The organism is Acetobacter aceti (assembly GCF_002005445.1).
Lineage (GTDB): Bacteria > Pseudomonadota > Alphaproteobacteria > Acetobacterales > Acetobacteraceae > Acetobacter > Acetobacter aceti_B.
In genome coordinates this window covers 2581376-2604140 of the sequence record NZ_CP014692.1, presented here as the reverse complement: position 1 = coordinate 2604140, position 22765 = coordinate 2581376, and the positions used below count along the sequence as shown (strand labels likewise).

Below are 22765 nucleotides of genomic sequence, written 5' to 3'. Positions count from 1 at the left end.
TGTGGTAATTGATCGGCTATTCTGAAAGATCTTTCAGCAAAGGCCGGAATTTATCAGCAGCTTGAGGCTGGGTGATCGAAATTTCTCCTGAAGGCGGTATTCAGGCGGCCAAGCCGGGCCGGCGAGAGCGTCATCCACCAAAGCTTCTTACCAGACTGCCGGCTGTCAATTGCCAGCCGTCCACCATCACGAAAAAGATGAGTTTGAACGGGAGTGAGATTGTCGTGGGCGGTAGCATCATCATGCCAAGACTCATGAGGACAGTTGATACGACCAGATCGATAACAAGGAATGGCAGATAGAGAAGAAAGCCCATTTCAAAGCCTCTGCGCAATTCGCCGACCATGAATGAAGGCATCAGAATACGCCATGGTGTGTCGGCAGCGGTGGTCGGCGGCTTTACGTGCGCGAGACCGGAAAAAGTAGCCAGATCAGCCGGACGGGTGTTGTGAAGCATGAATGTCCGGAATGGCTCAGCCGCAGCCTGAAGGCCATCCATTTCACTGACGCTTCCGTTGACCAAGGGCGCTATGCCGTCTTTCCATGACTGTTCGAATACGGGCTGCATGACAAAAAACGTCAGAAACAAAGCAAGTCCGATTAAAACCGTGTTGGGGGGGGTGCCCTGTGCGCCTATCGCGCCACGTAACAGCGACAAGACAATAACGATTCGCGTAAAGGCCGTCACCATGACCAGCAGGCTGGGAGCGAGGGACAGCACGGTGATCAGGGCGGAAAGTTGAACGAGGCGCCCTGTCGTGCCCGGTCCGGCTTTCTGGCCGAGATCAAGGCTTATGGCCTGCGCGTGAGCGGCTGAAGGCCAGACTGCAAGCAGCACACCACCAAGCAGGGCCACGCTGGCGAGAGAAAGAAAGACCAGAAGAGCATTGTTGCGCTTGAATGAAGAGCGTTGGCCGACAGTCATGTTTCACTCTCCTCAACGCAGAACAGGGGGTCTATCCCACTGACAACGAGGTCGTTGGGCCCTCCTGTGAGGAGAAGGAAGCGCCTCCCTTCCCATGTGACGACACTCAGCCGTCTTCTGGTGTCCAGAGCCAGGGAAGACTCCAGGGCGAGTGAACTTGAACCCCGCCGTGCGCCACCAAAACGTGCTGCAATTTTCCAGCCTTTCCGGCTCAGCAGAATCATGGCCAGAACAGCAACAAGAGCGAGCGTCACAGAAAGTGTATCGTAGAATCCCATGCAGACAAGTTTCCGTGGTCCAGGTTCCGGAAGTGTCAGATTTGGGCCCTGAAGATTAATCATTCCTTTACAGCGAACCGTTTTCTTTCTGTGTAAACGAATGGTCCATTCGGATGGAATGTTAACGATATTGCAGTTTTTCTGTCTGATAACGGATGAGAGTTTCTGGTGCAGTAACGCTTCACCCACATGATACAGGAAGTTGCATAATGTTTGATGCTTCGCGTCCCGCTGCGGGTGGTGTTGACCTCTTTGGGCTTGCTCAGAGACGTATGGAATGGCTGGATAACCGTGAACAGGTGCTGGCAGCCAATATCGCAAACGCAGACACGCCTGAATATGTTGCGAAAGACTTGGCGCCTTTTGAAAGTATGCTGTCTCAATTTGAGGGAGAACTGGCGACCACTTCAGAGCGTCATATTGCTGGCAAGAGTGGAAGGTATCAGAAGTCTGATGCTTCTTCAGAGACGCAGTCTCTGGATGGCAATCGGGTTTCTCTGGAGACGCAGATGCAGCTTGTTGCTGAAACGGCCGATGAGCAGCGGCTGGCGACTAATGTTTATTCAAGTTACCGAAGCATGCTCAATTCTGTTCTGGGTAAATAAGAAAGGATTAATTGATGGATATTAATTCGACATTATCCATCTCCGCAGCCGGGATGGAGGCTCAGTCAGAGAGATTGCGTGTTGTGGCGGAGAATATTGCCAATAAAGATACGGTGGGATCCACTCCGGGAGCGGATCCCTATCGCAGGAAAACGATCTCATTTGAAAATATTCTTGATAACAATACAGGTATATCAAAAGTTAAGGTGAAAAAGGTCGGACACGATATGTCCGATTTTGAAATGCGCTATGATCCTGCAAATCCAGCTGCGGATTCGAGGGGATATGTGAAAATGCCCAACGTCAACACGATGGTTGAAGTCGTTGATTCCCATGAAGCGCAACGATCTTATGAAGCGAATCTGAACACCTTTCAGACGACCCGCACGATGGTAACCCGAACAATAGATCTTCTGAAATGATAATATCCTCAACAGCCAGTAACTCTACTGCGGCGGCAGCCTACGCAAAAACTCAGTCATCTCTTGAGACCGGTCTCTCATCCGATGATGCCGATGGAGTGGTGTCAGGCGTTTCCGGCGGACAAAGTTTTGGAGATGTGCTGGGCACAGCGATTGAAGGTGCTATTTCCAGCAATAAAGAGGCTGAAGTGAAAGCAGCTTCGGGTCTGAAAGGGCATGGTAATCTGACCGATATTGTCACTTCGGTTTCTCAGGCTCAGATGGTGCTGCAAACAGCGTCAGTTGTCCGCGATAGAGTGATTCAGTCGTATCAGGATATTATGCGCATGACTATTTAATTATTTAATATTTTTAGGTTTAATTAAATGAATTCAATTGATGTTGCATCTGTATTACGAGAAACTCTTTTTGTTGCCGTAAAGGTAGGCGCTCCCGCATTGCTGGCGTCCATGGGAGCGGGTTTGCTGGTTTCCATTTTCCAGGCTGTCACACAGATTAACGAGTCAACGCTTGCATTTCTGCCAAAATTTTTGGCGTCAATGGCGGCATTACTTGTGGGAGGGCCATTTATGTATGCTACTCTCGTAACTTATACGCGACATGTTTTTGATCAACTGATTGTTGCCGGGGCATCTTGAATCCTGACCTGGATCAGTTCATCGCGACTTTGCCAACGCAGGCCGTAATTTTCATTGCTGTTCTTGCGCGGGTTGCGGCGATGTTTGTGGCCTTTCCGGCCTTCATGTTTGCGTCTGCACCGATAACAGTCAGAGCCGGAATGGCGATTGGTGTCAGTCTGCTGCTGTTTCCGCTCGTACAAACGCAGTTTGCTTCCGCCATTTCTGATGATGTCATGGTGCCGGCACGTCTTCTGGTCCTGATCTGCTCTGATTTTCTCAGCGGAGCTTTGATCGGGTGGCTGGCTCAGTTGATGATGCTGTCTTTCCCCATCTCGGTTCAGATCATGTCAACATTCATTGGTGTGTCAAACGTATTGCAGCCGGATCCTGAGTTGGGCGCGCAAAGTACGCCTCTCAGTCATCTGGGTCAGCTTTCGATCACTCTGATTGTTTTCTCATCCAGCCTGTATGTTTTTCCATTGAATGCGCTGGTGGGGAGTTACCAGATTTTTCCGCCCGGGCATTTTCCCTTTCTCGGTGATGCAGCGAAGTCTGTTGCGAAAGCGACAGAATATTCCTTTTTTCTGGCGTTCCAGCTCGCAATGCCCGTTGTGTTGATCGGCACGGTCTGGCCGATCATGCTTGGTCTGTTGAGCCGTTTCTCGCCGGGATTGCAGGTTTACAATATTGCGATGCCCGCGCAGCTGCTGGGGGGAATATTCCTGCTGGCCTTGCTGCTCAAGGGCATGTTGTCTGTGTGGACTCACGCTACTTCTGCCAGTCTGGTCCAGTTGCCTGGATACGGGCTTGTCCATTGAATACAGAAAATTGCATATCGGATTAATATAAATGGCAGAATCCGGTGCCGGTGACAACACAGAAGCCCCGACTGGCCGAAAGCTTGAGCAAGCCCGTGAGCAGGGCAATATCGCTCAATCGAGAGAGCTTCATATTTTCTCTGGTCTTGGCCTGGCAACTATCGCTCTGGTCATGATCGTGCCTGCCAGTGCGCGCAGCTTTATCTCCCAGATGGCTGGTCTCTGTGACCATGTGGAGCAAATCCGCCTTGATCCATCAACTGTAGCCTTTCTTTTGGAAATGAGCTGCAAAATGCTGATGATGCTGTCATTCCCCGTTATTATAGCTGCTGTAGCCGGCGGGATTGCAACAGCGGCGATGCAGTCCGGTTTCCTGTTTCGTCCTGAAGCATTGGTGCCCGATATTGGAAGGTTGAATCCTCTCAAGGGTGTCAAGAAAATGTTCGGGGTTTCAAGTCTTATAGAAGCCTTGAAATCTATTCTGAAAGTAATAGTCTTTTCTCTTATCCTCTATGCTGTCGTGAAGGATGTTCTTGTGCTCGCGCCGAGAACAATGTTCTGGTCTGCTGAAACATTTTCTGCCCAGATAAGCAAAATCACACTGAGGATTCTGATTTCCGTTCTTGTTGTCCAGATTGGGATCATCGTCCTTGATGAGGGCTGGACGCGCTATAAGCGACTTCAGGATCTGAAAATGAGCCGACAGGACATCAAGGATGAGATGAAGGATTCAGAAGGTGATCCGCATGTCAAAGGACGTCAGAGGCAGCTGCGCATGCAGCGTAACCGGAAGCTGATCAGGAAAGCTGTTCAGTCAGCGACTGTGGTTGTGACGAACCCCACGCATTACGCTGTCGCCTTGTCCTACGAAGTCGGCACGAGTGGCGCACCAAAGATCGTGGCAAAAGGCGCTGATGAGCTGGCCGGGCGGATCAGGGAATTTGCCTATGAGGCCAAAGTGCCCGTCATTTCGAATCCACCCCTGGCGCGTTCTTTGTATAAGCTTCCGGAAGATGTCGAAATTCCATACGAATATTTTCAGGCAGTTGCAGCCATTATTGCATACGTATGGCGTCTGAAACAACCGGCCGGGACGCAGCGTAAGCCGGTGCTGTGACGGTATTCCAGCCGATTCACCGTGAAGGATAATCCTATCCTTGTGCGATGATGTACGGATAGGAAGCCCCTGCGCGCGAACGATCGGGGGAGCCATCAGCATGACAGAAAAGAGCAGCCCACAGATAGTGGTGATAGGCGGAGGTCCGGCCGGACTCGCTGCGGCTGAAATCCTGACAGATGGGCGCTGCGAAGTTACAGTCGTTGATCAAATGCCAAGCTTCGGGCGAAAACTGCTGATGGCCGGTCGCAGCGGTCTCAACCTGACGAACGCCGAAGATGAATCAACATTTTCGCGACGCTATGGCGTGGCTGAGCAATGGTTGGCGCCAGCCTTGTCTGCATTTTCCGCCTCCATGATGACGACGTGGGCGGACGATCTCGGGCAGTCCTGCTTTACCGGCAGCTCAGGACGGGTTTTCCCGAAAGCCATGAAAGCCTCACCGTTATTACGTGCGTGGTTGAAGAGGCTTGCTGAGCGTGGGGTGCATTTTCGACCCGGACTGCGGTGGCAGGGCTGGAACGACGACGGGAAGATCGTGCTGACTGCGCGCGATGGCTCTGAAGAAATTCTGCAAGCTGACGCAACCGTTCTGGCTCTGGGTGGCGGGAGTTGGGCCAGGCTCGGTTCAGATGGCGGCTGGGTGTCCCTTCTGTCAGCCGCCGGCATCCCGGTCGCGCCGCTGCGCCCGGCAAATTGTGGGTTTCATGTCGAGTGGTCTGAAGGTTTCAGGGAAAGATTCTCTGGTGTCCCTCTGAAACGGATAGCTCTGTCTTTTGCCGGAGAAGCCTGTCGGGGTGAGGCTGTCATTACGGAAAAAGGTCTCGAAGGCGGGGTCGTGTACGCCCTGTCAGCCCGCTTGCGCGATGCTCTGGAGCGTGACGGCACGGTTGAGGTTCTTCTGGATCTGCGACCTGATTTTGATGTTGAGCAGATGACGGACAGGCTGAAGCGTTCCCGTGCGCGGGAAAGCCTCTCCAATCGGTTGCGGAAAGCGCTACAGCTTTCTTCTGTCGCAGTGGGTCTGTTGCGGGAAACCGGGGAGGTCCCGGCGGACCCTGAAGGACTGGCGCGGCGTCTGAAGGCCATTCCTCTTCGCCTGACGGCAACGGAGCCTCTGGAGCGCGCCATTTCTTCAGCGGGAGGCGTCTGTCAGGACGCCGTGGATCAGCGGTTCATGCTGAAGGCGCTGCCGGGCGTCTTCGTGTGTGGGGAAATGCTCGACTGGGAAGCGCCTACGGGAGGTTATCTGTTGCAGGCCGTCATGGCGACCGGGCGGGCGGCGGGGCAGGGCGTTCTGGAATGGCTTGCCGAGCGGGAAGCTGTTGCCTGAACAGGAGTCGGGACTGTATCCGGTCGCCATGACCAGTACGATCGAATTAGGCGAGATTGTCGGCGGCGGCCCGGCGATGATGAACCTTGCTGAACTGCTTGCGACCCGCCTGCTTGTGCAGGGCAATTCGGGCTCCGGGAAATCCCATCTGCTCCGGCGTCTGCTTGAGCAGACGGGGGCGCTTGTTCAGCAGGCGATCATTGATCCGGAGGGCGATTTCGTCAGTCTGGCCGAGGCTTACAGCCATCTGGTGATCGATGCGGCTGAGCATACGGAAGTGGCGCTGCAGGTCGCGGGGGAGCGGATGCGGGTGCATCGGGCCTCTGTTGTCCTCAATCTGGAAGGACTGGACGCGGATCTTCAGATGAAGCGTGCGGCAGCCTTTCTCGGTGGTATGTTCGATGTGCCACGGGCGCACTGGTATCCGGTGCTGGTCGTGGTCGATGAAGCCCAGCTGTTTGCGCCGGCAGCGGCGGGTGAGGTTTCGGATGAAGCCCGACGGGCCTCTCTGGGAGCCATGACCAATCTGATGTGTCGCGGCCGAAAACGTGGACTGGCGGGAGTGATCGCCACGCAGCGTCTGGCCAAGCTCGCCAAGAATGTCGCGGCCGAAGCCTCCAATTTTCTGATGGGACGCACGTTTCTGGACATCGACATGGCGCGCGCCGCCGATCTGCTCGGCATGGAGCGGCGACAGGCCGAAGCCTTCCGCGATCTTCAGCGCGGCACGTTCGTGGCGCTGGGTCCGGCTTTGTGTCGCCGTCCTGTCACGATCCGGATCGGAAAAGTGGAGACGGAAAGCCGGTCTGCCGGGCCTGTGCTGGAACCGTTCAGGCCGCCGTCCGAGCAGATCGCAGATCTGATTCTCGCGCCTTTGCCGGAAACCGAGGTGATGCAGCGTGCAAGGCGTCCTGTGGCTCCACCGCCTCCGGATCTGCTGACCCAGCTTGCAACGCATGGAGCGTCGCGCGCTGAAACAGAAGCGGCTGAAGAAGTCGACCCTATTGATCCACGCGAGCGCCGTCAGCAGATGGAAGCGGTGCTGCGGGATGTGCTGGCGGAGGATGACGGAGGTTTTCGTCCACCCGCTTCGCTCTATCAGGATTTTCTCGTCCGCTGCCGGATTGCCGGATTCGGGCGGGATGCGATGGACATGAAGGATTTTCGGCGCGCCCTTGCGTCCGCCCGGAGCGGTATCAGTGTCGAAGCTGCCGAATCAGCGGAATGGCTGGAAGCTGAAGCCGTGGCCTCCACTCTGCCTGAAGACATGCAGGGTGTGTTTCTTTATCTGGCGCGGGCAGCGCTGGAGCAGGCCATCTGTCCTTCGGATACGACGGTCGCAAAGGTTTACGGCACGCATTCGACCGGGCGGGCGCGGCGTATTCTGGGATGGCTTGAAGAGCAGAATGTCATCGTTCTCCGGCTGGATGGCGCAGGACGCCGTCGCGCGGCGATCATTGGGCTGGGCTGGGAGACACAGCCGGGCGATCCTGGCCTGTAGGCCGGGAATTATCCCGGCTGGAGGGGCGCTTTCTTCTCATTTCCAGAAACGCCTGACGTCCGTGTCGGGGGCGGCATGCGCCTCCTGACTTGATGGAGTGGCTCTGGCATGCCATGAAACTGACCGAACCGATCGGTCAGCGCGGATTCAGGTACAGGGCGCTGACCATGACAAACCCGGTATCAGGCGGACGGAGACGGCATGGCCGACGGACAGCAGACTCAGGACAATATTCAGGACGACAAGAAGAAGCCGGAGAAAAAGCGGAATCCGCTTGTCCGTGTGATCCTTATCCTCGTGCTGCTGCTGGTTATTGCGGGAGCTGTGGCGTACTGGTTTCTGCACCGTTTTGAAATTGAAACGGACGACGCGTTCACGGCGGGGCGTTCCATTACCATCGCACCGCACGTTTCTGGCTATGTGACGGACCTTCTGGTCGACGATAATGAGTTCGTTCATGCCGGGCAGTTACTTGCACGCATTGACAGCCGTGACTGGCAGGCCGAGCGTGATCGTGCGACAGCCAGCGTTCAGCAGGCGCAGGCCAGCATGACCGCGCATCAGATGATGCTCGCTGTGGCTGAGAAGAACTTCCCTGGACGTCTCTCGGCGGCGGAGGCTGATCTTTCAGCGGCGAAAGCGGATGAATTCAAGGCACTGACCGACTACCGGCGTCAGCATTCGGTCGAGCGTGCCGCTACATCCCAGCAGGATATCGACTATTCCAAGGCAGCTCTCGATCAGGCCAAGGCCCGCGTTCAGCAGGCTCAGGCTCAGGTCATGATCGCGACCCCGGTGAAACCAAGCATAGGCAATGCACAGGCGGCGATCGAGGGCGATGCTGCTGATCTGGCCAGTGCGAAGGCGGCGCTGATCAAGGCGGAACTCAATCTGGGCTGGACAGAAATCCGCGCGCCGCATGATGGGTGGATCTCTCAGCGTAATATCGAACGCGGCAATTACGTGACGTCCGGCCAGAGCCTGTTCTCGATCGTGGAACCTGAAGTCTGGGTGATTGCGAATTACAAGGAAACGCAGATCACGAACATGCGGCCGGGGCAGTTGGTGGATATCGCCGTCGATGCCTATCCTTCTCATGATCTGCATGGGCATATCGACTCGCTGCAGAAGGGAACGGGTGCGAACTTCAGTGCTTTCCCGCCTGAAAATGCGACAGGCAACTACGTGAAGATCGTGCAGCGCGTGCCCGTTAAGATCCGTATCGACAGCGGTCTCAACCCTGATATTCCGCTGGCGCTGGGTCTTTCGGTCGTGCCGGTTGTGCATACGGACAGCACACCTGCGCGCAGCGCTGATGGTCATATCGTGAACCGTGATCCCGGTCATGAAGAGCTGGAGCATGGCAACCCATGAGCGCGGCCTCCAGCGACGTCGAGAAAAAGGACGAGAACTGGAAGCCCAAATATAACCCGTGGCTCGTCGCTTTTGTGGTGACCATGGCGGCGTTCATGGAAATTCTGGACACGACGATTGTGAACGTGTCCCTGCCGCATATCGCCGGCAGCCTGTCCAGCACGTATGACGACGCGACCTGGACCCTGACCTCCTATCTTGTGGCCAATGGCATCGTGCTGACCATTTCCGGCTGGCTGGGAAAGCTGTTCGGCCGGAAACTCTATTTCATGGTATGCATCGCGATGTTCACCGTGACATCCTTTCTGTGCGGCATTTCCACCAGTCTGGGTGAACTGATTGCCTTCCGTCTGTTGCAGGGATTTTTTGGCGGAGGGCTCCAGCCCAACCAGCAGTCGATCATCCTTGACGTGTTCCCGCCGGAAAAACGGGCCGCTGCTTTCGGACTGACGGCTATTGCCGCTGTCGTGGGCCCAGTGCTCGGCCCGACGCTGGGGGGGTGGATTACCGACAACTTTTCATGGCGCTGGATTTTCTTCATCAATGTGCCATTCGGGATACTGACCACGATAGCCGTCGGTTTTCTGGTGGAAGATCCGCCGTGGGCGAAGAAACGCCACGAACCGATCGATGTGATCGGCATCAGCCTGATCACGCTCGGTTTCGGCTGTCTTGAGGTCATGGTGGACCGTGGTGAGGATGATGACTGGTTCGGTTCGACCTTCATCTGTATCATGGGCGTGCTGGCTGCGATCGGCATCATTGGTGCCGTGATCTGGCTGCTGACCACAAAACGTCCTGCTGTGGATCTGAGGGTCTTCAAGGATCGCAATTTCGCTGTTGCGACGTTCCTGATGGGCGCGATGGGAGCCCTGCTTTATTCGTCCGCAATCATTGTTCCGCAGTTTGCGCAGCAGGTGATGGGATACACCGCGACCCTGTCCGGGCTTGTGCTGTCGCCGGGCGGTATTGCTGTGATTGTCCTGATTCCCATCGTGGGCAAAATGATGACGATCATGTCGATCCGCTCTGTGATCGCGCTTGGCTTCACGCTGATGGGCGTCGCCTTGTTCTGGTCAGCGCATCTCGTGCCGAGTCTTGATTTCAGACATCTGGTGATGTTCCGCATGAGCCAGACGGCATGTCTCGCCTTTTTATTCGTCCCTCTTTCCACGATCGCCTATGCGACATTGCCGCGATCCATGAACGCGGATGCTTCGGCTCTGTTTTCGATGGTCAGAAACTTTCTGGGTTCTCTGAGTATTTCGGGAGCGACGTCTCTGATCATCGAGCGCCGGCAGGCTCATCAGTCGGATATGGTTCACTGGATGACGCCGTTTCATCAGCCATATAATGACTATCTGGCTCGTGGACGTCAGGTCGCCATTGATCATAATCACTCGGTTCAGGCGAACGCATTCGCCAGACATCATCTGTTTGTGGATTTCACCCAGCAGGTCGCGATGCTGGCTTACAATGAAGCCTTCATGATCTTCGGCATTGCCGCGTTCTGTGTCGTTCCGTTCTGCTTCCTGCTCTCCGGGATAAAGAGTGGTGGAAAACCGACTGCGGTGCACTGAAGACTTTTTATTCTGACAATACGGCGTTAAAGCCGGTTCGTCTTTATGGCTGACCGGCTCTCAGTGAGGCGCGCGACTGGCCGTCTTGGCATCGACGCCGTTCGGTGACAGAGTTTGTGCATGCATGGCTCAGCCTCCACTCCCCAGCCCACCGGAATAGCTCCATTCGCAAGTACGGGGCCTCATGGCCATCGCAAGAGGATGCGGGAGCGTGTCATCGCTCGTGGAGCGTCCGTGCTGGCGGATTATGAGCTTCTGGAAATGCTGCTGTTCTTCGGCCTGCCGCGTGGCGACACCAAACCGCTGGCGAAAGCGCTGATCAACCAGTTTGGTTCTTTTGCAGAGGTTCTGTCGGCTCCGGTTGCAGCATTGACCGCAGCCGGGATGAACAGTGACAGCATTGCGGCGCTCAGGCTGTCTTTGCTGGCGGCACAGCGTCTTGGAGGAGCCGAGGCGAGAGAGCGTCCTCATCTGGGAAACTGGGAGGCTTTGCTCGGCTATTTCGATACGGCTTTGGAAGGAGCCGTGCCGGGGCAGTTGCGAGTGCTTTTTCTCGATAATAAAAATCGCCTTCTCGCGGATGAAGCGGTGATTGGCACGACAGGGCAGGGTAGGGAGACCCAGCAGGAAGCTGCGAATATCCTTCGGCGTGCTCTCGAGGTTCATTCAACGGCGCTTATACTGATCCGTCTTTGCGGGAGTGGCTCAGAGCCAGGGAAAATCATTGGGCTGGACGAGCCGCTCGCACGCGAACTGGTGCGTGCCGGTGGTTTTCTGGCCATTACGTTACATGATGTTTTCGCCCTGCATGGCGGAAGCTGGGCGAGCCTGAAGCAGACAGGACGTTTGTAGAACAGTCATTCTCCTGACACAGCTTTTTATCAGGGTCTGAAAAGCTCTGAAACAACAGGCCGGATCGTTCTGCGGGAAAGAGCTGTCGCAGCTTCCGGGTTCAGCGACCGAGCGTTTTCTTGATTCTGGTTTTGAGACTTTCTGGAAATCCCACGCGAAACAGGGTGCGGCCTAGCAGGACGGGAATATTTGCAGCCCCCGCAAGAGTGAAGGCATCTGTTACTCGAGCAGAGATCAGCATACGGATTGCAGCTGAAAGTTCGCCTTCTTTCATGACATCAAACCGGTGCATGTTCTTGAGGTCGGGATAGTCCTTATGAAGCTCAAGGATATATCGGATATCGTCCCTGTCCGGCTCAAAGGGACGGTAATAACATATCTCCAGAAGCTTGGCGCAGGTTGCGGCTTTCAGCCAGCGGACCTCTGTGCCTGACAGGTTTTTTGTGGCTGCCTGAAGAATATCTCGTAAGGTTTTTTGAGATCGAATACTCGCTGCAAAATCAGTGGTAAATTCGATGTCTGATTTTTTCTGAATACGCCTTTGTTCGGAAAGAGCGGCGAGTTGCGACCAGACGGCCTGCTGTCTGCCATTTAGAATGGAGTTGGATGAGACGGAGCCGGTATGAATACGATAATCACCGAGCACTTCGTCCAGAACATGCAGATCGCCAATATCTTTAAGACGCCAGTACAGGTCAGCATCTTCTGCATTATAGACAAGCCGGTATCCGCCTGCGCCTTTCAGAGCCGAGGCAGGGGACATCAGCATCGGGTGAATGATGTAAGGTTCAAGGGCCGGAAGTGAAAAACAGTTGGTCGCGGTATTGTCTTTCCAGCGTGTCGTTGTTCCCAGGGGAGCTGAATCTCCATCAATATGGCGGACACGGCAGCCCACTCCCACACAGTTTGGCGAGGTTTCCAGATAGGTGAGTTCCTTTTGGAAGCGTTCTGGATAGGAAATATCATCACCATCCATTCTTGCGATGAAGGGGGCCGTGCAAAAGGCCAGACCGGCATTCATGGCGGCCACGATGCCGGCATTGTCCTGTCGGTGGTACACAATACGAGAATCCTGGCTGGCAAATTCCTGTATGATGGCGCCGGTTCCATCGGATGAGCCGTCATCCACTACAATAATACGAATATCGCTGATCGTCTGGTTCTGAAGGCTTTTCAGAGCCTCAGCTATATAGTCTTTGCAATTGAAAGCGGGCAACAATACATCAATCTTAGCCATTAAAATTCTCCTAATGCTCTTTGCGGACAGGGTGCAGGAACTGTCCGAGAATGCTGTCTGACCGTATCAGGCCAGCACGTATGAGAAAGGGCAGGAGATAGCGGTTGCTATGAGTGAGCTTGATAACAGGTGGAGGCGAAGTCGGGGCTTTCAGTCGGCAAAGCAGGGTGGCGATCCGTTCACGATCCCACCTGACAAGCTGTTGATAAAGAAAAGGACCATCTTCAGCTTTTCTCAGGAATAAACGAGGATTATCGATAGTGCGCACTGCAATTTGTTCAGCCAGATAAACTATCAGATATTCAACACGTTCAATTCCCTGCCTGATTGCCTCATAATCGCTTCGTTTGCTTATTGATAAGAAATAATTTTTACTGCCACTGTCCAGTATCTTTCTGAATTCGTCTCTCCACGCGCATATCAGCCGGTTGGCTGGCGAGCAGGCAAGAAACCAGCTTTCAATAATGGGAAAAGAAAGATTGTGCGTATCCTGCGCACGATAAAATGCGACAAGATCGGCAGAGGCAGATTTACTTGCTTCATGCACCCATTTGAAATTTTCATTGAAGATGCAGGTGGCGTCAATCCAGAGTCCACCATGCTGCGCCAGGAGTTCAAGGCGGATCAGGTCGCTTTTGTGCGATAGGGTGATGTCGGAGCGTGTTAGAAAGCTGTCATCAATGAAGCGGGAAACAGTGCCCGTATCAAGAAGATTGATCTCGTAGTCAGGGTTTAAAGAGCGGATCCGTTCGATGGTGGCTCGAACAAGAGGCGGTTTTTCCGCACCATCCCAGAACAACCATATGATTTTCGGAATAGTGCTTTCTGGCTGCGGGAGGGAATTGGTGACGATCGTGTCTGACCATCCTGAAAATTCAGGCGCCGATCCATTGCGTGCGGAGAAACCGTACAACACACATTTTGCGGCATCTTTCCAAAGATAAGGGTATTGTTTGAAGGAACGGACTCTTTCTTTCAGGACGGAAGAGTATGGAACCCGTCTTGATATGGCCATCACGATAGAATCTAACGCCTGCTTCATGAACGCAGGACGCTTCATAGATCTGGCGATCAATCCTTTCAGATCCCGTCTCCGAACAGCGACAGAAAAGAAATGGGCGTCATCCAGTCGCATCAGGCCACTGGCGCGTTTCTCCAGCAAGCTGACCAGTTCAGGCTGACCGGCGATCCCTTCCTGATGGGTAAGGGCAAGAGCAGAGTTGGCCAGTGTGCCGTAAGCTATGCTGGTGCGGGTGAGATCAGACAGCTTCTTGCTGATAGCGCCTGATCGTTGTGTATAAAGATAGAGTGGTTCTTCAATCAGAATGAAATGAGCGCCTTTCAAAAGAAGGCTGATAATGAAAGAAAAATCTTCTCCGTGCCGCATGTCGGTACGGTAGCGCAACCCGGTTTCCACGAGGAATTCACGTCGAAAAACCGGCTTTAGCAGCCCCCAGTCCATGGATTTTCCATTGACCACATTGTGGCTCAGGAAATCTTCCAGAGTAATGGGCTTCGCATTGAAGTCCTGTGTGGCTCTGGCCGGTCCCGTCACGCACGAGGCGCCAGCGTCATAGTAAAGCAGGTCATCAGCAAGAATATCTGCTGGTGAATGATCGATTGTTTTAGCAAACTGCTCCAGACGGTTTTGTGCGAAAGCGTCATCGGCATCAAGAACGGCAACCCAGTCGCCAGTGGCATTCTCGAAACCGAGATTGCGGGCCGCGGAAGGTCCGCCGTTTCGCGATGTTTTCAGAAGGCGTATGCGAGGATCTTTTTGAGCCAGATCCGCAACCTTGCTGTAAGTGCCATCGGTGGAGCAGTCATCTATCACCAGAATTTCCTGTGGCGGCACTGTCTGGTTCTGGACGGAGCGAACAGCCCGCTCCAGAAAATTTTCGGCATTATAAACAGGAATGATGACAGAGAAGGTCAGGGTCATTGTGCGCAGGCCCAGTCATATGCAGATTCAAGCCGTGATGTGCAGGCTCTGATATCGTGTTTTTCTTCAACGTAGGCGCGTGCATTTTTTCCAAAACGCGTTGCAAGTTCGTCATCAGTCAGAATCGTGATCAGATGACGTGTGAGCGCTTCGGTATCTTTTTCGGCAAAAGCGAACCCGGTTTCGGCATCAATCATACCTTCTGTTGTCCCTCCATTGGCAGAAGTGACAACAGGAACACCGCAGGACTGAGCTTCCAGCAGGACAAGCCCAAGTCCTTCAGCATCGCCGTTGGATGCTGTAATGCTGGGCAGGCAGAACACTCGGGCGTCGCGCATCAGTGTCTGTATGACTGTTCTGGAAACTGCGCCCGTCAATGTCACGGAACCAGTTTCCGCAGCCTGTCGTTCCAGTTCGGCTTTTTGCGGTCCGTCTCCGGCAATAATCAGCCGTGCTTCGGGCACGGCCTGTTTGACGTGTCTGAAAGCCTCCAGAAGAATGAATGCGCCCTTCTTCTCCACAAGGCGGCCGACGAACAGAATGACCGGTGCGCGTGCGCCCGCTGGCGGTTCTGAAGGCTGGAAACGTTCGATATTGATGCCGATGTGACAGACAGAGATACGGCTGGCAGGCACACCGACACGAATGGCGGCTTCACGGATGGGGCCGGATACAGCAATGAAACTGACATGCGGACGTTTGACGAGTTTCATCAGCTTGCCGGGATAGCGTCGCCAGCGCCGCCCACCTTTCCCGGAGGCAAACCAGTCCATGTACGTGGTGATGTCTGATCCGTGCAGGGTGACCACCAGTGGTACGCCCAGACGCCGGGCGATGGGCCACGCCTCGACGGCGTCAAAGCCGAAATGGGCGTGGATCAGCTTCGGTTTGACTTCACGGGCAATTTTCATGATCCCCGGGGCAGGGAGATCAAGGCGACGGGCAATCGCTCCACGGGCTTTTTGCAAAAACGTGGCCGCCCCCTTGTAGACGGATTGAACAGGAAGTCCTTCCAGTGGCAGCTTGTCCACCGCGCGCTCGCCAATCAGCACCGGCTTCCAGCGCCGCAGCCCGAGGGCCTGATCCCGCACGAAGGTTTCCGACAATGGCAGGATTTCAGTGCGATAGATGGCGACGGTCTGGCCATCGAGCGCATCCACAACACGATGTTCCGGGAAACGTTCCGGGGTTAACAGCCGATCCACGACGTCGCTCCATGTCGGAATGTCCAGCGTGATCGGATCGGTGCAGGTGAGGGCGCCACGAATGGCGGCAACGATGGAAGCCCTGTCGCCGGGCGTATAACCAAATCGCCCCCTGTCTTCGCCCGCGGCAAACTCCGGGCAGACGGCCGGTTTCCCAAAGAAGGAAAACTGTTTGAGTTTGAGGGACGTGTCGAAAAGGTAGCGTGGGGTATTCGCGTCCCTGTATGGGGCAACACCGAAGGCGCAGTTCTGCACGTAGCCGAGTGTCTCCTCGAACGGCATTTCATCGTGGACGATGATGTTGGGATGCTTGTCGAGAGCCTCGGCTGCACGGCCTGCTCCGATGACATGAAAATCCAGCTCAGGAACTTCAGGCGCGGCAAGGTTGAAGAAGCTGGCGTCAAACAGCATGGAGCCAACGGATACGCAGGCCTGCCGTCCCCTGAAAGGAGAAGGTCGCGGGCGTTCCATTAGGTCTCGATCAACGCCCTGAGGAGCGAAGATCGTGTTCCGGCTGTGAGGCATTCCTTCAAGCAGAAGCCGGGAGGGGAGGCGGACCAGATCTATCCTGTCGAAATTACGGATAAACTCTCTTTGGATTGTCCGGGCGGCTCCCACCACTGAAAGATCGTCAGAGGCAAGATAGATAATACGGGCTTTTGGATTCAGGCGTTTGACGTCAGCGATATAGACAGCAGCCATGCCGGATTCGATGAAAACCACATCCGCCTGCTGAATCCACTGTTTCAGAATGGGGGGCATCCGCCAGCGATAAAAACGGAACATGGCCGTTTCCATCGGCTGCAGGCCGGGTTTCATGATGCGGAACGGATGCCAGAGACCGCGCTGGAGATAGCACTCCACACCATTCTTCACTTCAACACGATTGGCTCGTGGAGCGAGGTCGGTGCGTGTGTCGCCACGATGTTCGGAGAGGCGGCTGAGCCCGGTGGAATAGAATCTTACATGACCCCGTTTCGCAAGTTCGGTTGCGATGAAATGTACGCTGGCCTGGCGGCGGGAGCGGAAGTCATGCACGGAAAGGACGAGAAAGCTGGTCATAATGAAACGTGTTTCCCCGTTTTTCAGAAACAACGCAATATGCGCCTTTCCATGGCGCTGATCAGTGCCATTCTGCCCTCCCGGATCAAAGGGCAGGGCAGAGTGGGTGAATTGCCTGAGACAGTCGGAACAGTATGGGTATCCCGCATGCTATGCAGATCTCAGGATATGTGAAGTATTTTTCTGATACGATAAAGCTGTTTCTTAATATAATGCAGTGGTCCGGTTCTGCATGGCTGTCTGGGTGTGCTTTTATTGATCCGGAGAAAATAAATGAGATTGTTGTGTTTTGTGACAGTCGCGGTTTTGGCGGCGCCATGCTTTGCTGTGGGCAGGGCCGAAGCCACTCCTTTGCCGGGCATCAATCTGTCTGCGGCGGCATTTGCCAGTGGCAGGATTCCGGGGCGTGATAACTGGGATTATATGTTTCCTCGTGAGAACGAGGTTGAATATTTTTCCAGCCAGGGCATGAGACTGATTCGCCTGCCGGTGCTTTGGGAGAGAGTGCAGCCACAGCTTTTGTCTGACCTTGATCCCGGCTATCTCGCGCATATTCAGGCTGTTGCGGCGATAGCGAAAGCAAGAAAAGCAAAGGTCATTATCGATCTGCACAATTATGGCGCCTATGGCGGCAATCTCATCGGATCGGATGCCGTCAGCGTTGAAGCTTTTGTGGATGTCTGGGTCAGGCTGGCCCGGGTCTTTGGTGCTGACCGAAACGTGCTTTTCGGGCTCATGAATGAACCGAAAATAGCATCGGCGCAGGACTGGGCGGCCATCCAGCAGAAAGTCATCAACGCCGTGCGGGCAGCCGGTGCGAAAAACATCATTGCCGTATCTGGTGTGAACTGGGATGGCGCGCATAATTTTCCCCAGGTGAATGGCGATGCTCTGGCGACGCTGACTGATCCGCATCACGCCCTGATTTTTGAGGCGCACCAGTATTTCGATGGAGACAGTTCAGGACGATCCGCTGAGTGCGTGCCTCAGGATCAGGTGGAGAGGCGGCTGTCTCCTTTTGCGGACTGGCTCAAGGCGCATCACGCAAAAGGTCTGCTTGGCGAGTTTGGTGTCAGCAGCAATGCCGGGTGTCTGGCGGATCTGGAAGCTGCCCTGAATTTCATCCATCAGACGTCTGGCGTCTGGTATGGCTGGACTTACTGGGCTGGTGGTCCGCTCTGGGGGAATTATATCTATTCGGTGGAGCCCGGTAAGGATGGAAGTGAAAAGCCGCAGATGAGTGTGCTGAAGCAGGCTGTCGAGCGGTCTCATTAACTGATTTTCTGTGCGAGTGCTGGCGTTGCCGATTTTGCGGTCATGCCAGAGTCAGCCTCAGTCGGGTGGCAGGTGCTTTCTCTGTTCGCTCTTGTAAATCAGAGGAGACGTTCCATATTGTTACGTGGAAGCCGGTCGCCCAGGTGGGGCCGGTCAGGGATTGTCTCGCTCAGCGGAGGGGGCTGAAATGTCAGGAAGAGTGTTTGGATCGCCGATGTTTCTCGGCTTTGATCATCTTGAGACCATGCTCGAGCGTGCGTCCAAGTCGTCGGGGGACGGTTATCCCCCCTATAACATCGAGCAGCTCAGTTCGTCTGCGTTGAGGATCACCCTTGCGGTTGCAGGGTTCACAATGGAAGATCTTCAGATTACGCAGGAGGATAATCAGCTCGTCATCAGGGGACGTCAGTCCGAAGATCTTCAGGGACGTATATTCCTGCACCGAGGCATTGCGGCTCGTCAGTTTCAGAAATCTTTTGTTCTGGCGGAGGGAATTGATATCGGTGGGGCGTGGCTCGATAATGGATTGCTCCATATTGACCTTTTTCGGCCCGAGCCTGAAGTGCGCGTAAGACGTATTGATATCGCCAAAGGAAGTGTTGCGAGATCGGTCGCCAATGACGGTCCGCTTCCTGCATCCCCCCGGTCTGTCCGCACCATCGGGGACGAATGATTTTTTCTGGATACGGATTACCTCAGAAAAGGAGGAGACATGCAGAGTAAGACATCCGGCAATACTCCCCCCTCCCGGGAGTTGATTGATATTCGCAACCTGACTGACGCCCAGTTTCTGAGTCTGGGCCTTCCCACACTGGTCTATGTGCGCAAGGGCTCACTGCTCGGACAGGAAAGCTTCGCAATCTATGCGGCGAATGGCGAGCTAATGGGAACGACTGAAGATAGCGAAATGGTTCGTTCTGCTATTGATGAGCATGCTTTGGTGGCGACCTTGTTGCATTAGGTCCTGCAACGGATTCCATCAGGCCATTGATTCGGACTGTTGGCGGTGTTGATCACAGGCTTCATCTCATGAGAGGTGAAGCCTGTGAGTGACATATCTGCTTCCGTGGCTGCTGCAAATGGCAATGTCTCTAAATGACGGTCGAAGTTTGCAGGCCGTTCTTCGTAAAGAAGCAAGATTTAGGGAGGCAAAGAGAGGTTCTTCTGTCTCGTCATAACAATGTGGTCTGCGACGTTTCTGCATTATAATATCGAATTCACGCTCCGATTATCAGATGCCGTTGTGGGAACGTCTGGGTGTTTCATGAGAGTGGGTGCCTGATCGCCGGGAAGGCGGCAGGAAATGCAGGTCTGGACAGATTCCGCTGTAGGCTGCCGGCAGGCGACATGGATACCAGAAACACGACGAAGCGGTTACGGACTTACCGAGATTTCATGTGCTGAATGAGGAGGGGCACCTCTGCATTTTCATGTAACGGATACTGCTCGGCAGGCTTCATCAATGTCTTGTTAGATTTTTCCAAACATACTTTTCTTCGATGTCCCGCCCTTAATGTTACGGCTACCTTCATTTTTATCGCAAAAAACGAGTCCTAAGCCGGATCTGAGAGAAAATTCTCTTTAAAATAATCTTATAAAATCAGTTTGTTATTGTGCTTTCAGACTTTAGTTTCGGATAGAGAACATTTTTCTGTTGCACCGGGGCATGTTCCGGCAGAGAATGAATAATACGATTTTGACAATTCGTATTACTGGAGTCCGATCATGCCCCTCCTCCCGCTTCTTCGCAAAACTCTTCTCGCTGGCGTCTGTGCCGCGGCGACGCTCAGTTCTGCTTCCGCTGCGACACTGAAGATAGGTTACAGCGACTGGCCTGGCTGGGTTGCCTGGCAGGTGGCCATCGACAAGGGCTGGCTGAAGGAGGCGGGTGTGGATGCTGACTTCCAATGGTTCGACTATAGCGTCTCACTGGATGCTTTTTCAGCCCACAAACTCGACGCTGTCATGGCCACGAACGGAGACGCGCTTGTAACGGGAGCGAATGGGCATAAAGGGGAAATGATCCTCGCGACCGATTATTCCGATGGTAATGATATGGTGGTGGCCCAGCCAGGCATCACCGATATGAAGGGCCTCAAAGGCAAATCCATCGCGGTTGAGGAAGGGCTGGTTGATCATCTCCTGTTGCTCAAGGGGCTGGAAAAAGCGGGTCTGAGCGAAAAGGATGTGAAGCTGGTCAACACCAAGACCAATGAAACACCGCAGGTGCTCGCTTCCGGCGAAGTGGCTGCTGTTGCGGCATGGCAGCCCAATGCCGGACAGGCGCTACATATGGTGCCGGGTGCGCGTCCCGTGTTCACCTCCCATGAAGCGCCGGGATTGATCTACGACACCATCGTGGTGGATCCTCAGTCCCTACATGACAATCGTGATCAGTGGCAGAAGCTCGTGGGTGTCTGGGATCATGTCGTCTCCTACATCAAGGATCCGAAAACCCAGCCGGACGCGTTGCGTATCATGGCGGCACGGACCGGTGTTTCTCCTGAAGCGTACAAGCGTTTCCTGAAAGGAACGCATCTTCTGACGGTCGCTGACGACAAGGCCGTGTTTACAAAAAAAGACGGACTGGACTCGCTCTATGGTTCTTCCTCAGTCTCTGATTCCTTCAATGTCCGTTACGGTGTCTACAAGACACCGCAGAATGTGGACAGTTACATCGATCCGTCTTTCGTTGCAGCCGTAAAATAATGTCGAGGCAGGAGTGACCACCATGCAGGGCCTTGCCGCTTCATGGAGATTATACGGCCGGACTGACGGAGTGTCCCGTGGGGTCTTCGGTATTCTGGCGGTGCTCCTGCCTTTGCTCGTCTGGAGTGCTGTCAGTTATCTCCCGTTCGTATGGCATCCGCAGGTGCTCATTACGGACCCGGGTGGGGAGGATTATCTGGAATCAGGCATGCGGATGAACCGGGCTGATTTCACCCGCGCCGTAAGTGAGATGAAGGAAAAAAATCAGCCTGTTCCACAAGGTATTGCGACAAACCCGGTTTATCTTCCGTCTCCAGGGGAGGTGCTGACAGCTTTTGTTCACGCCTTCACGTCTTCAGCTCCCACGGGGGCTGAACACTCCATCACGCAGGCTTTCGGGCATAGTCTCCAGATTATCTTCTGGGGATTCCTGATCTCTTCACTGATCGGCGTGCCGCTGGGTGTGCTGTGCGGCGCGTTGCCTGCGGTTGCGAGACTTGTTGAGCCTTCGGTGGATTTTTTCCGTTATCTGCCGGCTCCCGCATTCGGTGCGCTCGCTGTTGCCATCCTTGGTATTTATGATGCTCCAAAGATTGCCATCATCGTTATCGGCACGCTGTTCCAGCAGATTCTGGTAATTGCGAATACCACACGCAAACTGGACTTTTCCCTGATCGAGGCTTCCCGCACGCTCGGGGCGAAGGGATTGAAGCTGCTCTTCCGGGTGGTGATCCCCGGTATTCTGCCGGACCTTTACCGTGACCAGCGTATTCTGCTTGGCTGGGCCTGGACTTATCTGATTGTAGCTGAGCTGATCGGCACGTCCTCCGGTATCACATGGTTCATCACGCAGCAGGCGCGATATCAGCATTTTGACAATGTCTATGCTGCAATGGCCATCATCGGCATTGTCGGGCTCGGCACGGACATGGTTCTCGGTCTGCTGGGACGCCGGTTTTTCACCTGGAAAAGGGAGATCGACGGATGACCGAACATCAGCTTCCTGACTACCTGACGCTTCCGCCTGATGTGGCCGAGCGCATGGATCAGATCAGACAGCGTGAGTATGTGCTGGAAATCGACCATGTCGGAAAAACTTTCGCACAGAAACGCCATCAGACCGTCGCGCTTGAAGACATTGAGTTCGGTATTCACCGGCGTGAGTTTGTCTGTGTCGTTGGGCCGTCGGGGTGCGGTAAATCGACGTTGATCCGCATCCTTGCCGGGCTTGAGGAAACGACCACGGGACGCATCCTCGTGGATGGAAAACCTGTGAACGGGCCGGGTCCGGACCGTGGTATGGTGTTCCAGAAATACACCCTGTTTCCCTGGTTGGATGTCTGCCGTAACGTCATGTTCGGCATTGAAATGGGCGGCACTGAACGCGCTGAAGCGCGTCGTCAGGCCATGCAGTGGCTCGAAGTCGTGGGGCTGGAGCAGTTCGCCTCTTCCTTTCCCCATCAGCTCTCGGGTGGTATGCAGCAACGCGTGGCGATCGCCCGTGCGTTGGCCGCCCGGCCTCGGGTGTTGCTGATGGATGAATCCTTCAGCGCTCTGGACGCCCAGACCCGCTTGAAGATGCAGAACTACCTGATGGAGATCTGGCGCAAGATCGACATCACTATTGTTTTCATCACACACGATCTGGATGAAGCCATTTATCTGGCGGACCGGATTCTTGTTCTCAAACCTCGCCCCGGCCGGGTGGAGGAGGTCATTGAAGTCCCGCTTTCACGTCCGCGTCGGGCGGCGCAGATGACATCCGACGAATTCCTCGCCACGAAAGCCCATCTTGAAGGGCTTATCCGTTCCTTTGGCGGTGATGACGAAGAAATGGATGAGGGGGATGAGGATTTCAATATGCCTCTCCTCACTCTCGTCACGGACAAGGCTGAGTAGGACACGTATCA

General features: G+C 54.5%; 22 protein-coding genes and 1 pseudogene. 17 read left to right on the top strand and 6 right to left on the bottom strand.

Annotated elements, in window-relative coordinates:
* Positions 1-130: 130 nt before the first annotated feature.
* Complete coding sequence (fliP, locus tag A0U92_RS11675) at positions 131-925, bottom strand: flagellar type III secretion system pore protein FliP (protein ID WP_077813381.1); 795 nt, start codon at positions 923-925, stop codon at positions 131-133.
* Positions 922-1203 (bottom strand): flagellar biosynthetic protein FliO, encoded by a 282-nt coding sequence (locus A0U92_RS11670; RefSeq protein ID WP_236748112.1) that lies wholly within the window; start codon positions 1201-1203, stop codon positions 922-924. Before A0U92_RS11670 ends, fliP begins: the two co-directional genes overlap by 4 nt.
* 209 nt (positions 1204-1412) lie before the next feature.
* On the opposite strand from A0U92_RS11670, the gene A0U92_RS11665 reads away from it, so the two are divergent.
* From A0U92_RS11665 to A0U92_RS11615, 11 genes are all read left to right on the top strand, one after another.
* Complete coding sequence (locus A0U92_RS11665) at positions 1413-1808, top strand: flagellar basal body rod protein FlgB (RefSeq protein ID WP_077813379.1); 396 nt, start codon at positions 1413-1415, stop codon at positions 1806-1808.
* A gap of 14 nt (positions 1809-1822) precedes the next feature.
* On the top strand, positions 1823-2230 hold the full coding sequence (gene flgC / locus A0U92_RS11660) for a flagellar basal body rod protein FlgC (RefSeq protein ID WP_077813378.1): 408 nt from the start codon (positions 1823-1825) through the stop codon (positions 2228-2230).
* Complete coding sequence (gene fliE / locus A0U92_RS11655; RefSeq protein WP_077813377.1) at positions 2227-2568, top strand: flagellar hook-basal body complex protein FliE; 342 nt, start codon at positions 2227-2229, stop codon at positions 2566-2568. The genes flgC and fliE overlap by 4 nt, the downstream gene beginning before the upstream one ends.
* Before the next feature lie 27 nt (positions 2569-2595).
* The gene (locus tag A0U92_RS11650) at positions 2596-2868 is read left to right on the top strand and encodes a flagellar biosynthetic protein FliQ (protein WP_077813376.1); all 273 of its coding nucleotides are present in this window, start codon (positions 2596-2598) and stop codon (positions 2866-2868) included.
* Positions 2865-3668 (top strand): flagellar biosynthetic protein FliR, encoded by an 804-nt coding sequence (locus tag A0U92_RS11645; protein WP_077813375.1) that lies wholly within the window; start codon positions 2865-2867, stop codon positions 3666-3668. Before A0U92_RS11650 ends, A0U92_RS11645 begins: the two co-directional genes overlap by 4 nt.
* 31 nt (positions 3669-3699) lie before the next feature.
* Positions 3700-4785, top strand: coding sequence for an EscU/YscU/HrcU family type III secretion system export apparatus switch protein (locus tag A0U92_RS11640; protein ID WP_077813374.1), 1086 nt, complete (start codon positions 3700-3702; stop codon positions 4783-4785).
* A gap of 100 nt (positions 4786-4885) precedes the next feature.
* Positions 4886-6118 (top strand): TIGR03862 family flavoprotein, encoded by a 1233-nt coding sequence (locus tag A0U92_RS11635; protein WP_077814409.1) that lies wholly within the window; start codon positions 4886-4888, stop codon positions 6116-6118.
* 28 nt (positions 6119-6146) lie between these two features.
* Positions 6147-7619, top strand: a complete 1473-nt coding sequence (locus A0U92_RS11630; RefSeq protein ID WP_077814408.1) for a helicase HerA domain-containing protein — start codon at positions 6147-6149, stop codon at positions 7617-7619.
* A 201-nt stretch (positions 7620-7820) separates the two neighbouring features.
* Positions 7821-8993, top strand: a complete 1173-nt coding sequence (locus A0U92_RS11625) for an HlyD family secretion protein (protein WP_077813373.1) — start codon at positions 7821-7823, stop codon at positions 8991-8993.
* The gene (locus tag A0U92_RS11620) at positions 8990-10573 is read left to right on the top strand and encodes a DHA2 family efflux MFS transporter permease subunit (protein ID WP_077813372.1); all 1584 of its coding nucleotides are present in this window, start codon (positions 8990-8992) and stop codon (positions 10571-10573) included. Before A0U92_RS11625 ends, A0U92_RS11620 begins: the two co-directional genes overlap by 4 nt.
* Before the next feature lie 120 nt (positions 10574-10693).
* On the top strand, positions 10694-11425 hold the full coding sequence (locus A0U92_RS11615; RefSeq protein WP_077813371.1) for a JAB domain-containing protein: 732 nt from the start codon (positions 10694-10696) through the stop codon (positions 11423-11425).
* Between the two features lie 100 nt (positions 11426-11525).
* Here A0U92_RS11615 and A0U92_RS11610 read toward each other — a convergent pair whose 3' ends face one another.
* The 4 genes and pseudogenes from A0U92_RS11610 to A0U92_RS11600 form a co-directional block, all read right to left on the bottom strand.
* A complete protein-coding gene (locus A0U92_RS11610; protein ID WP_077813370.1) occupies positions 11526-12662 on the bottom strand; it encodes a glycosyltransferase family 2 protein in 1137 nt (378 codons plus the stop codon).
* 10 nt (positions 12663-12672) lie between these two features.
* Positions 12673-14124: a glycosyltransferase family 32 protein gene (locus tag A0U92_RS17785; protein WP_236748368.1), complete on the bottom strand. Its 1452-nt coding sequence runs from the start codon at positions 14122-14124 to the stop codon at positions 12673-12675.
* Positions 14125-14244: 120 nt separating this feature from the next.
* Positions 14245-14604 (bottom strand): annotated as a pseudogene (locus A0U92_RS18320) (glycosyltransferase family 2 protein); the annotation flags it as partial.
* On the bottom strand, positions 14601-16871 hold the full coding sequence (locus A0U92_RS11600) for a GumK N-terminal domain-containing glycosyltransferase (RefSeq protein WP_077814407.1): 2271 nt from the start codon (positions 16869-16871) through the stop codon (positions 14601-14603). The pseudogene A0U92_RS18320 and the gene A0U92_RS11600, both read right to left, overlap by 4 nt.
* A gap of 291 nt (positions 16872-17162) precedes the next feature.
* Here A0U92_RS11600 and A0U92_RS11595 point away from each other — a divergent pair, with 291 nt between their 5' ends.
* From A0U92_RS11595 to A0U92_RS11570, 6 genes are all read left to right on the top strand, one after another.
* Positions 17163-18146 (top strand): glycoside hydrolase family 5 protein, encoded by a 984-nt coding sequence (locus A0U92_RS11595; protein WP_236748111.1) that lies wholly within the window; start codon positions 17163-17165, stop codon positions 18144-18146.
* Between the two features lie 187 nt (positions 18147-18333).
* Positions 18334-18819, top strand: a complete 486-nt coding sequence (locus tag A0U92_RS11590) for an Hsp20 family protein (RefSeq protein WP_077813368.1) — start codon at positions 18334-18336, stop codon at positions 18817-18819.
* A 39-nt stretch (positions 18820-18858) separates the two neighbouring features.
* Complete coding sequence (locus A0U92_RS11585; protein WP_077813367.1) at positions 18859-19107, top strand: hypothetical protein; 249 nt, start codon at positions 18859-18861, stop codon at positions 19105-19107.
* Positions 19108-19871: 764 nt separating this feature from the next.
* The gene (locus A0U92_RS11580) at positions 19872-20855 is read left to right on the top strand and encodes an ABC transporter substrate-binding protein (RefSeq protein ID WP_077813366.1); all 984 of its coding nucleotides are present in this window, start codon (positions 19872-19874) and stop codon (positions 20853-20855) included.
* 22 nt (positions 20856-20877) lie between these two features.
* Positions 20878-21843 carry an ABC transporter permease gene (locus tag A0U92_RS11575; protein WP_077813365.1) on the top strand — a complete coding sequence of 322 codons (966 nt, stop codon included), beginning with the start codon at positions 20878-20880 and terminating at the stop codon, positions 21841-21843.
* On the top strand, positions 21840-22754 hold the full coding sequence (locus tag A0U92_RS11570) for an ABC transporter ATP-binding protein (RefSeq protein WP_077813364.1): 915 nt from the start codon (positions 21840-21842) through the stop codon (positions 22752-22754). The genes A0U92_RS11575 and A0U92_RS11570 overlap by 4 nt, the downstream gene beginning before the upstream one ends.
* The last annotated feature ends 11 nt before the right edge of the window (positions 22755-22765 follow it).